Below are 11,196 nucleotides of genomic sequence, written 5' to 3' on the forward strand. Positions count from 1 at the left end.
GCTGCTCGATGAAATCGAGAAGGCGCACCCGGATGTGTTCAACATCCTGCTGCAGGTGATGGACCACGGCACGCTGACAGATAACAACGGTCGCAAGGCGGACTTCCGCAATGTGTTGATCATCATGACCACGAACGCGGGCGCTGAAACGCTGCAGAAGTCAACCATCGGCTTCACCACACAGCGGGAGCAGGGCGATGAAATGGCCGACATCAAGCGCCAGTTCACGCCTGAGTTCCGCAACCGCCTGGATGCGATCGTGGGCTTCAAGCCTCTGGATGAGGAAGTCATCCTGCGTGTGGTGGACAAGTTCCTGCTGCAACTCGAAAGCCAGTTGGCCGAGAAGAAGGTGGAAGTCACGTTCACCGACACCCTGCGCCGTTATCTGGCCAAGCGTGGGTTCGATCCACTCATGGGTGCTCGCCCGATGCAGCGTCTCATTCAGGACACCATCCGTCGCGCCTTGGCCGACGAGTTGCTGTTCGGTCGATTGGTCGATGGTGGTCGCCTGACGGTGGATGTGGACGAGAAGGCGGGCGACGCCGCCGAGGTCAAGCTCGACATTCAACCGTTGAAGAAGTCGGACAAGGCCAAGCCGGAAGCGGCTACGGCAGTGTGATGCAAATAAAAAGGGCCGGATCTTCCGGCCCTTTGTTTTTGCTCGCACACATTGGTGAGAGACGCTATCGCCAGCTCACGCGCACAAAGCCCTCAGCGGTCCAGCGCAGCACTTCCGCGCGGGGATGTGCGTGGTCCAAGTCCCAGTCTGACAGCACGTGACGGACGCCGTTGGCGACTTGCTTCCTGCCAAAAGACTGCGTCTGAGGATGGTGGGTATGTCCGTGGATCAGCGTGGGGGCGTGCGCAGCGGCCATCCGCTGACCGGCGCTGGTTTCGTCCACATCGGCCCATTGCTCGGGCGCTTGCGTCTTCTGATGCATCTGGCTGGCATTGCGCATTTGTTGGGCTTGGGCCAGGCGTGCGGTCAACGGTGCGGCCAGAAAAGCCTGCTGCCACGCGGGCTGGCGGACCTGAGCGCGGAAGCGGAGGTACGCCTCATCGGCTAGGCACAGTTCATCCCCGTGCATCAACAAGGCGCGCTGGCCAAAGGCGCACAGCACGGTGGGGTCGGGCAAGTGTTCCGCGCCACAAGCGGCCACCATGTCGGGGCCCAGCAGGAAATCTCGGTTCCCCACCATCATGAACAAGCGAGTGCGCTGGCTCGCCTTGGCGAACATGTCTGCGCATCGTTGCTCGTACGGCTGCGTTCGCATGTCGTCACCGACCCAGGCTTCAAAAATGTCCCCCAACAGGAACACGGCATCGGCAGGGGTGGTGTCGAGGTAGTGAGCCAAGGCCGCAGTGGTCTTGGGCAGGTCCTCGTGCAGGTGCAGGTCGGAGATGAAATCAATGCACCGCCACGAGGGCGGTGCAATCAGTGTTTCCGACGTGGGGAAGGGAGGCTTCCCCATCGCATCAGACTTCAACAGCCTGGGTGATCACGATGTCTTCCAGCGGCACGTCGTCATGGAAGCCCTTGCGACCGGTGCGAACCTTCTCGATGGCGTCAATGACTTCGGTGCCGGCAACCACCTTGCCGAACACGGCATAGCCCCAACCCTGCATGGACTCGGACTTGAAGTTCAGGAAGTCGTTGTTGGTGCTGTTGATGAAGAACTGGGCGCTGGCCGAGTGCGGGGCGCTGGTACGGGCCATGGCGATGGTGTACTTGTCGTTCTTCAGCCCATTGTTGGCTTCGTTCTGGATCTCGGCCTTGGTGGCCTTTTGCTTCATGCCGACTTCAAAGCCGCCGCCTTGAATCATGAAACCCTTGATCACTCGGTGAAAAATCGTGCCGTTGTAGTGGCCGGCATTCACGTACTCCAGGAAGTTGGCCACGGTGATGGGGGCCTTGGTGTCGTCCAGTTCCAGGCGGATGACGCCAGCGGTGGTTTGCAGTTCAACGGTTTTGGTCATGTTTACTTCTCGATGGAGGCTTGTTTGATGATGACGGGCTGAGCGGGAACGTCGCCGTACATGCCGCGTTGCGTGGTCTCAACCTTGCGAATCTTGTCGACCACGTCCATGCCCTGCACGACTTTGCCAAACACGGCATAGCCATTGCCATCTGGGGAGCGGGCAGCGTCAAGGAACAGATTGTCCTTCACGTTGATGAAGAACTGCGAGGTGGCCGAATCAGGTACGTTGGTTCGCGCCATGGCGATGGTGCCACGAACGTTGCTCAGGCCGTTGCGGCTTTCCAGAGGGATGGGCGCGCGTGTGGGCTTTTCGCGCAGATCGGGCGTCATGCCGCCGCCTTGGATCATGAAGCTTTCGATGACGCGGTGGAACACGGTGCCGTTGTAGTGGCCCGCCTTCACGTACTGCACAAAGTTATCGACGGTTTTGGGGGCCTTGGCCGCATCCAGTTGCACCACGATATCGCCCATGCTGGTGCTCAAGCGGATGTTTTGTGCCTGTGCCGCCAAGGTGGTGAGGCCGATCACGCCGGCCAGAATCAGTTTACGGATCATCCGATCACTCCTTCATAGAAGATTTTCCAGAGGCCACCCTCTTTGCCCCAATACTGACGCTTGAGGGCACCTGTGCGTTGACCGTCAGAGACTTCGCCAAAGGTGACGACCAGAACGTCACTCTTGTCTCGCCAACCCAGGATGGCGAGATCTTTCAACTGGAGCGAGTGTCCCCGCAGTTGATTGATATCACGCTGCAGCAACTGGCGCCATTGATTCACGTCCTTGCCACTGCTCACGAACTGCGGCGAGTAAAAGGACATCAGCCTCGTGACGTCGCCGCTAGCTCGGGCGACGCGCCAGCCCTCAATCAGGTTTTGCAGGTTGCGACGCTCGGGTTCGGCCTTGGATGGGGGGATCCATTGCAGAGATTTGGCGATCACCACGGGCGTGGTGCGGGGCTGTACCCGGTTCAGGATGGTTTGCAGCTCTGGGTTGGCCAAGGCGACGCAGCCGTCGGTGCTGTTGGGGCTGCGTGCGTAGCTGTCGCTGGGCACGCCATGCAACCAGATGCCGCGGCCGGTTCGCCCCAATCGGCGGTCGTACTCATTGGGGTAGTTCAAGGGTAGGGCGCCTGCGCCATAGAAGTCGGTCAGCTGGCTGGCATCGAGACGGCTGGTGATGTAGTAAACACCAAGTGGCGTGCGCTGGTCACCTTCGAAGCTCTTGTCTGATCCCAAACGACCGATGGAGGCGTAATGGTCAGCGACCAATTGAAGGCCATTGGGGCCGTTCTCGAACAAATAAAGCCGAGACCGGCTGGCATCCACAGCAATGGCATGCTTGGTCGTAGGCGGTACGGCGATGAACTGTGCGGGCAGGGCGCCGGCAGGTGGCTTTTCTGTCAACGCTGAGAGGCGTCGCCGAGCCTCTTCACGCAGCTGCTCCAGTCGAGCCTGAGACGTTGCTGCCATGCTGGCGGGGGCGTTGCCCATGGTGGGCAAAACCTTGGTGCGCGACAGCAAAAGGTCGCCGTAGACCAATTGAGCCAACTGGAAGTTGGGCACGTCGCGAACAAGCTGCTCTGCCTTTTGCAGTGCATTGCCACCTTTGCCGTCACCAATCAGTCGGTAGACCTCCAGCAGTCGAGCTTCGGCAGAAAACGATTGCTGCGGGATGCGCGGCTCATTGTTCTCTGCTGGCTTCTGTTGCAGCCGTGGCGCTTCCTGCTTGGTTGCCTGGGGCTTGTCCTTGTGAGGGCGAGCGCAGGCGTTGTCCGACAATGGGGCGAAAAGGCAGAAAGCGAAAATGGCTCCCAGAGCCATTCCGCTGACCAGTTTCAGTTCGGGTAGCCAACGGCGCACGACGCGGAGCTCCCGGCGCGTCAACGAACCAATCACGATCCCGCGCTTTCCTTCACGATGACCCAGCCACCACCAGAGCGAACGAGGTCAAGACGCTTGCTGCTGCTGACGTTCAGGTTGTCAGCTTTGTATTCTTGACGGAAGCGGGCCACGGCCTTGCTGCCGTTGACGTCGACCTGCAGTCCACTGATCTTCACAGAAATGTTGCGCTTGCCGTTGATGCGATCACGGCGCTCGGTTTCCCACGCCTTGCGGGTTTTGCCGCCATCGAAGTCGCGGCTGTAAGACGCGAAGTAGCCCTTGAGGTCCTTCTTGCTCCAGGCTGCGGCCCAGTCACGCACGGCGTTTTCAACGTCACGCTCTGATTTCGCTCCGGTGTCCTTGCGAGCTTCTGCGCGTGGCTCGGGCGCTGCCGTTGCAACAGGCTTGGGAGCTGGGGGCGCAGTGGTCACCGGTGCCTTTGCAACCTGTGTCGGTGCAGGCTGTACAGAGGCCGGTGCTGGTGCGGGCGTTGGCTTGGCTGCCGGGGTGGCCACAGGTGCAGGCACAGGCGCTTGAACAGGCTGCGCGGCGGCAAGGATCGAGTTACGTTCTTTGGGGAACAGGTCTCGGATCATGGCCAGCTTGGGGGCGACCGCCGAGCGGGTGTCGATTTGCAGTGCCTTGGAGTAGGCCTGGCTGGCCAACTTGGCGTAAACATCTCCCAAATTCTCGTAAGCCGTCGCATAGCTTGGATTGGTCCGAATGGCCATTTCCAGCGCATTGCGAGCCTTGTCATATTGGCCTTGCTGCGCGTAAAGCACGGCCAGGTTGTTGAACGGCTCAGGCAGCTCTGGGAAATCTTCTGTCAGCTTGGTGAAAGCCGTGATGGCTTCGGGTGTGCGACCGGCTTGCGACAGGCTGATGCCGCGCAAGAAACGCATCATGGGGTCACGCGGCTTGTTGGACAGGAATTGGTCCGCACGTTGCAATGCCTCGATGTTTTTGCCGGCTGCCAGCAATTTCTGAACATCACCGACATCATCGGCAAGTGCGCTGAACATGGTCAGCGAGAGGGCTGCGGCGGTCAGGCACTTGGCGGCCAGGGCGGTCAGGCGGAGTCCGTTGGAAGGCACGGCGTCGAAGAAAGGCATGAGCAATCGTGGTTGTCGGACGCGCACGGGGCGCAGAAAGCCGCAGGCGCCAAGACGGATGCATTTCGCGCCATCTTCAGCCCGCAATCAAACGGTAAGAATAACAGTCCTGACTTGTCCGCCGGGGCTTGTCACCCCCTGATCGCAGGTGGACCGCTATACTCGCCGGATTGTATCTGAGCGGGGCGGGCGCTTAACGGCCAGCATCCTGTCCGTGTGTCGTGCATGTGGCACACCCCGACTTCGCCGAAGATCCCCGATATTTCTCATGAGTTTGCGTCTTTTCAATAGTCTGTCGCGTCAGATCGAGGTGTTTCAGCCCCTGACCCCAGGTCAGGTTCGCATGTATGTGTGCGGGATGACCATCTATGATTACTGCCACGTTGGGCACGCCCGCATGATGATGGCGTTCGACGTCGTGCAGCGTTGGCTCAAGGCGTCAGGCTACGACGTGACCTATGTGCGCAACATCACTGACATTGATGACAAGATCATCCGTCGTGCCGTGGAGCGCGGCATCACGATTCGTCAGTTGACCGATGAGATGACGCAGGCGATGCACGATGACATCGCTGCTTTGGGTATCGAGCCACCGACGCATGAGCCGCGGGCGACAGAATACGTCGGACAGATGCTGGACCTGATCGGCAAGCTGGAGGCCAATGGACTGGCCTACCGCGCCTGCAATGGTGATGTGAACTATGCCGTGCGCAAGTTCCCCGGTTACGGCAAGCTTTCGGGCAAGAGCTTGGATCAGTTGCGTGCAGGCGAGCGCGTTGCTGTGGATGATGGCAAGCAAGATCCACTGGACTTCGTCTTGTGGAAGTCGGCAAAGCCTGAAGAGCCCGCTGATGCCAAATATGAGTCGCCTTATGGCGCGGGGCGCCCTGGTTGGCACATCGAGTGTTCGGCCATGAGCTGCTCCTTGCTGGGTGAGCACTTTGATATCCACGGTGGTGGGTTGGACCTGCAGTTTCCTCATCACGAGAATGAGATCGCGCAGAGTGAAGGTGCGTCCGGAAAACCGTTTGTCAATTACTGGCTGCACAACGGCTTTGTGAACGTTGACAACGTGAAGATGTCGAAGTCGCTGGGCAACTTCTTCACCATCCGTGATGTGTTGAAGCACTTTGACGGAGAAACCCTGCGTTTCTTCATGCTGCGAACCCAATACCGCAGTCCCTTCAATTTCAGCGATGCGGGCCTGGAAGACGCGCGCAGTGGCTTGCGTCGTCTGTACACCACCCTGGACACGGTGGCTGCCGCAGACGCGTTTGCCATTGATTGGACTCACCCTCAGGCGGCACGTTTCAGGGCGGCAATGGATGAAGACCTCAACACGCCTATCGCGATCGCCGTGCTGTTTGACTTGGCGGCCGAAGTGAACCGCTCCGGGTCGAAAGAGACTGCGTCGTTGCTGAAGGCGCTGGCGGGCTTGTTGGGTTTGTTGCAGCAGGAGCCCAAAGCGTATCTCCAAGGTGGCGCCGGCGCGGATGCCGACGTGTCGGCCATTGAAGCATTGATCGCTGCACGCGCTGAAGCGAAGAAGGCCAAGAATTTTGCGGAGTCGGATCGCATTCGCGACGAATTGGCAGCCCAAGGCATCGTTCTCAAAGACGGTCCGCAAGGGACGACGTGGGTGAAGGCCTGATGACTGCTGCTGCGACACCTGTTCCCGACGTTGCCGCCGAAGCCGTGCTGGATGCGCAGCTGGTCACGCCGCCTTATTGGGATGAGGCGTGCAAGCACCTGTCCAAGCGTGACCGTGTGATGCGCAAGCTGATTGCGGATCACGGCCATGCGCGTTTATACAGCCGTGGTGATGCCTTCACGACACTGGCGCGGTCCATCGTGGGGCAGCAGATTTCCGTGAAAGCAGCTCAATCGGTTTGGGAGCGTTTCTTGACCCTTTTGGGGCGAGATGTCAGTGCGTCACGCGCGCCGATTCCTGTGGCTGATGTGTTGCGCCAGGCGCCCGATGCCTTGCGCCAAGCTGGCCTGTCTGCGCGCAAGGTCGAGTCCTTGCGCGACTTGGCCAGCCACTTTGATGAGGGGCGTGTGCATCTTGAGCAGTGGCAGCAGATGGACGATGAGGCCATCATTGATGAGCTGACCGACATCCGAGGGATTGGCCGGTGGACGGCCGAAATGTTCTTGATTTTTTACCTGATGCGCCCCAATGTGTTGCCCCTCGATGATTTGGGGTTGATCAAGGGGATCAGCCAGAGTTATTTCAGTGGTGAGCCAGTGTCCCGAGCCGAAGCGCGGGATGTGGCCGAAGCCTGGGCGCCCTACCGTACAGTGGGGACCTGGTATCTGTGGCGCAGCCTCGACCCGCTGCCCGTGGAGTATTGACGCCAACCCGGCGTGATGAAGGAATTTGCCATGAGCAAACGACACTTCCTCGAGTTCGAGCAACCGATTGCCGAGCTGGAATCCAAGATTGAAGAGCTGCGTTACGTGCAGAGTGAGTCAGCGGTGGACATCTCTGAGGAGATTGACCGTCTGAGCAAAAAGAGCATGCAGCTCACCAAGGACATCTACTCGACACTGTCGCCTTGGCAGGTCACCCAGATTGCCCGTCACCCTCAGCGTCCTTACACGCTGGATTACGTGAACGAGTTGTTTACCGACTTCCAGGAAATGCATGGTGATCGCCACTTTGCAGATGATCTGTCGATCGTTGGGGGGCTGGCGCGTTTCAATGGACAGCCTTGCATGGTGCTGGGGCATCAAAAGGGCCGGGACACGAAAGAGCGCGCGGCGCGTAACTTCGGCATGTCTCGCCCAGAGGGTTACCGCAAAGCACTGCGCCTGATGCAGACGGCGGAAAAGTTTGGTTTGCCTGTGTTCACCTTTGTGGACACGCCGGGTGCCTATCCGGGCATTGGCGCGGAGGAACGCAATCAGTCCGAAGCCATTGGGCGCAATATCTTCGAGATGGCCCGCCTGGAAGTGCCCATCATCACCACCATCATTGGCGAAGGTGGTTCGGGCGGCGCTTTGGCAATCAGTGTGGCCGATCAGGTCTTGATGCTGCAGTACTCGGTGTACTCCGTCATTTCGCCAGAGGGCTGCGCGTCGATCTTGTGGAAGACGTCTGACAAGGCGTCGGATGCGGCAGAGGCGCTGGGCATCACCGCTCACCGCCTCAAGGCATTGGGCTTGATTGACAAGATCGTCAGTGAGCCCGTGGGCGGTGCGCACCGTGATCACAAGCAAATTTGCGCCAACTTGAAGCGTGCGCTGAATGATGCGTTCCGCCAGGTCAGCGACTTGAAGGTCAAGGACTTGCTGCAACAGCGTTATGACCGCCTGCAAAGCTACGGCCGGTTCACCGACACCAAAGAGCATTGATCTCTGTGGCCTCAGGCCTGTCGCCTGATCCTGTGAGTCAGCGGGTCATCGCTGTGGCGTACAGCGGTGGACGCGACTCCACGGCGTTGTTGCATGCCTGTGCCGTGGCGGCCAGAAATGAGTCCGCCCTTCGGGTGGTGGCTTTGCATGTTCATCATGGACTGAGTGCACAGGCTGATGCTTGGCAGGCGCACGCTCAAACGACTTGCGATGAATGGGCGCGAGCCGGCTTGCCCGTCAGTTTGATGGTGCGCCGGGTGTCTGTTGACCTGTCGGGGGGCGCCAGCGTGGAGGCGCGCGCAAGGGTTGCCCGCTATGCCGCGTTGTCTGACATGGTGTTGACGGCCGGTGGGGATTTGCTGCTGCTGGCGCATCACCGTAGAGACCAGGCCGAAACCTTTCTGCTCCAGGCGTTGAGAGGTGCCGGTGTCGCGGGATTGGCCAGCATGCCCAAAGACGAGTGGCGTGGCGGAATTCGCTGGGTCAGGCCATGGCTGGATCACCCTCGAGAAGCCATTGAAGCCTATGTGGCGGCACATCGATTGGCGTACGTTGAGGACGATAGCAATTCAGATGTTCAATTTGCGCGCAATCGATTGCGTGTGAACGTCTGGCCGGCCCTGCTGGAAGCGTTTCCAGATGCGGAGCGTGCTTTGGCATCGTCCGGCAGCAAAGTGGCCGACGCTTTGCCCGCCATGGCATCGTGGCATCAGCAACTGTTGCTGCGAGCGTTAGTGCCGAACGACGGCGATCACACACCAACCGCGAAACCAGTTTTAGACGCTGCTCAATGGGCGGGCTGGCCGGTTGGTGAGCGGCGGGAAGCACTGCGGGCCTGGTATCAGCAAATTGCTGGCCGGAGTTTGGCCGCCAGGTGGGTCTATCGGCTGGCCGATGAGGTGCCGGGCATGATCGAGCGACTGTCCGCGTCCAATTGGGAGGAAATTGGCGTGTCGCTGTACCGCGGTCGTCTGAGCTATTCGTCTCAGCGCCCCTTGCTTCGTGCTGACGGTGCGTCCACGCTGCCCGTGGTCAAACTCGGTCCGTTGGCCGAGGGTGAGCACCGCGTAGCGTCCTGGTTCGGGTGCTTGCGTGTTCGGCGAGTGGCGATGGGCGGTGTGCCGGCCCAATCGCTAAAGGAAGTTGTTTTGCGGCCGCGCGTCGGTGGTGAGCAATTCCAGTTGGCGCCTGGGCGGCCTCCGCGTTCCCTTAAAAAGCAGTTTCAGAGCGAGGGTGTGCCATCGTGGTTGCGGCAAGGTCCTTTGGTCTACGCGGAAGATCGCTTGATGTGGGTGCCGGGGCTGGGGGTGGATGCACGCGCTGTGGCGTCGGATGGTGTGCCTCAATATGCTTTTGATTGGCTTCCCGATTCGTCAAGTGCGACTTGATGCCCATTGTTTCGGATCCGATCAAGCGGGTTCCGGGTCAGGCTCAGGCTAAAATAAAGGGTTTGATCGCGTGCGTGCATCCAGGATGAGGTGCACTGTGTGTGTTTGGCACGCGATTGTTTCCAACAACATCTGACATGGCACTGATCGTTCACAAATACGGCGGCACGTCGATGGGCTCGACCGAGCGCATCCGTAACGTGGCCAAGCGTGTGGCCAAGTGGGTGCGGGCAGGTCATCAGCTTGTGGTCGTTCCTTCGGCCATGAGCGGCGAGACCAACCGTCTCCTGGGCCTGGCTAAAGAACTCTCCGACCGCCCCAGCGAGCGCGAACTGGACATGATCGCCTCGACCGGCGAGCAAGTTTCCGTTGGTTTGCTGGCCATTGCGCTGCAAGCCGAAGGCTTGGAATCGGTCAGCTATGCTGGCTGGCAAGTGCCCATCAAGACGGATTCGGCCTTCACCAAGGCTCGCATCGAGAGCATTGATGATGCGCGCGTTCGTGCTGATCTGGCTGCCGGCAAGGTGGTCGTGATCACTGGCTTCCAGGGCGTGGATCCGAACGGCAACATCACGACGCTGGGTCGTGGTGGCTCTGATACCTCCGCTGTGGCTGTGGCTGCTGCGATGAAGGCGGATGAATGCCTGATTTATACCGACGTGGATGGCGTGTACACGACCGATCCTCGCGTGGTGCCCGAAGCCCGTCGCCTCAATAGCATCAGCTTTGAAGAGATGCTGGAAATGGCGTCGCTGGGCTCCAAGGTTCTGCAGATTCGCTCTGTGGAATTTGCCGGCAAATATCGCGTGCCCCTGCGTGTGCTGTCCAGCTTCACGCCTTGGGACATCGACCTGGCAGAAGAAGCCAAGTCAGGCACGCTCATCAGTTTTGAGGAAGACGAGAAAATGGAACAAGCCGTTGTTTCGGGCATCGCATTCACCCGCGACGAAGCCAAGATCACCGTGGTCGGCGTGCCCGACACCCCTGGCATTGCCTACCAGATCCTGGGTAAGGTCGCCGATGCCAACATCGATGTGGACGTGATCATTCAGAACGTTTCGCACGACGGCAAGACCGATTTTTCGTTCACCGTGCCTCGTGGTGACTACGCTCGCACCGTTGAACTGCTGAAGGCCAATGTGCTGCCAGCGCTGGGCGCGCGTGATGTGGTGGGTGACGCCAAGATCGCCAAGGTGTCGATCGTGGGCATCGGCATGCGTAGCCACGTCGGCATCGCCAGCACGATGTTCAAGACGCTGTCTGACGAGGGCATCAACATTCAGATGATCACGACCAGCGAAATCAAGACATCGGTTGTGATCGATGAGAAGTACCTGGAATTGGCCGTGCGCGCGCTGCACAAGGCCTTCGGTCTGGACGAAGCCAAAGCCTGATGTTGTTTTGAGCGCAACAGGCTGAAAGCTCAAATTTCTGGGCTAGAATGCTTGCTGTTGCTGGAGTCGTGACCGAGAGGCCGAAG

11 protein-coding genes are annotated in these 11,196 nt (G+C 59.5%); 6 read left to right on the forward strand and 5 right to left on the reverse strand.

Features of this window, described 5'->3' with window-relative positions:
* The coding region (locus ACMV18_RS02245; protein ID WP_420816520.1) for an AAA family ATPase at positions 1 to 619 on the forward strand (619 nt) is incomplete at its 5' end.
* Between the two features lie 64 nt (positions 620 to 683).
* Here ACMV18_RS02245 and ACMV18_RS02250 read toward each other — a convergent pair.
* The 5 genes from ACMV18_RS02250 to ACMV18_RS02270 are packed head-to-tail and all read right to left on the reverse strand — an operon-like array spanning position 684 to position 4,971.
* Positions 684 to 1,472: a UDP-2,3-diacylglucosamine diphosphatase gene (locus tag ACMV18_RS02250; RefSeq protein ID WP_420816521.1), complete on the reverse strand. Its 789-nt coding sequence runs from the start codon at positions 1,470 to 1,472 to the stop codon at positions 684 to 686.
* Positions 1,473 to 1,476: 4 nt separating this feature from the next.
* Positions 1,477 to 1,977 (reverse strand): peptidylprolyl isomerase, encoded by a 501-nt coding sequence (locus tag ACMV18_RS02255; RefSeq protein ID WP_420816522.1) that lies wholly within the window; start codon positions 1,975 to 1,977, stop codon positions 1,477 to 1,479.
* A gap of 2 nt (positions 1,978 to 1,979) precedes the next feature.
* The gene (locus ACMV18_RS02260; protein ID WP_374258548.1) at positions 1,980 to 2,534 is read right to left on the reverse strand and encodes a peptidylprolyl isomerase; all 555 of its coding nucleotides are present in this window, start codon (positions 2,532 to 2,534) and stop codon (positions 1,980 to 1,982) included.
* Positions 2,531 to 3,874, reverse strand: a complete 1,344-nt coding sequence (locus tag ACMV18_RS02265; RefSeq protein ID WP_420816523.1) for a L,D-transpeptidase family protein — start codon at positions 3,872 to 3,874, stop codon at positions 2,531 to 2,533. Before ACMV18_RS02265 ends, ACMV18_RS02260 begins: the two co-directional genes overlap by 4 nt.
* Positions 3,871 to 4,971, reverse strand: a complete 1,101-nt coding sequence (locus ACMV18_RS02270) for a tetratricopeptide repeat protein (protein WP_420816524.1) — start codon at positions 4,969 to 4,971, stop codon at positions 3,871 to 3,873. Before ACMV18_RS02270 ends, ACMV18_RS02265 begins: the two co-directional genes overlap by 4 nt.
* Positions 4,972 to 5,239: 268 nt before the next feature.
* Between ACMV18_RS02270 and cysS the strand changes: the two genes are divergently transcribed.
* The 5 genes from cysS to ACMV18_RS02295 all read left to right on the forward strand — a co-directional run bounded on the left by cysS (position 5,240) and on the right by ACMV18_RS02295 (position 11,110).
* Positions 5,240 to 6,622, forward strand: a complete 1,383-nt coding sequence (gene cysS / locus ACMV18_RS02275; RefSeq protein ID WP_420816525.1) for a cysteine--tRNA ligase — start codon at positions 5,240 to 5,242, stop codon at positions 6,620 to 6,622.
* Positions 6,622 to 7,326 (forward strand): DNA-3-methyladenine glycosylase family protein, encoded by a 705-nt coding sequence (locus ACMV18_RS02280; protein ID WP_420816526.1) that lies wholly within the window; start codon positions 6,622 to 6,624, stop codon positions 7,324 to 7,326. Before cysS ends, ACMV18_RS02280 begins: the two co-directional genes overlap by 1 nt.
* 30 nt (positions 7,327 to 7,356) lie before the next feature.
* A complete protein-coding gene (locus ACMV18_RS02285; RefSeq protein WP_374258541.1) occupies positions 7,357 to 8,328 on the forward strand; it encodes an acetyl-CoA carboxylase carboxyltransferase subunit alpha in 972 nt (323 codons plus the stop codon).
* Between the two features lie 5 nt (positions 8,329 to 8,333).
* On the forward strand, positions 8,334 to 9,716 hold the full coding sequence (tilS, locus tag ACMV18_RS02290) for a tRNA lysidine(34) synthetase TilS (protein WP_420816527.1): 1,383 nt from the start codon (positions 8,334 to 8,336) through the stop codon (positions 9,714 to 9,716).
* A 137-nt stretch (positions 9,717 to 9,853) separates the two neighbouring features.
* Positions 9,854 to 11,110: an aspartate kinase gene (locus tag ACMV18_RS02295; protein ID WP_374258537.1), complete on the forward strand. Its 1,257-nt coding sequence runs from the start codon at positions 9,854 to 9,856 to the stop codon at positions 11,108 to 11,110.
* The last annotated feature ends 86 nt before the right edge of the window (positions 11,111 to 11,196 follow it).

It is taken from the genome of Aquabacterium sp. (assembly GCF_048860245.1).
GTDB lineage: Bacteria > Pseudomonadota > Gammaproteobacteria > Burkholderiales > Burkholderiaceae_C > Aquabacterium.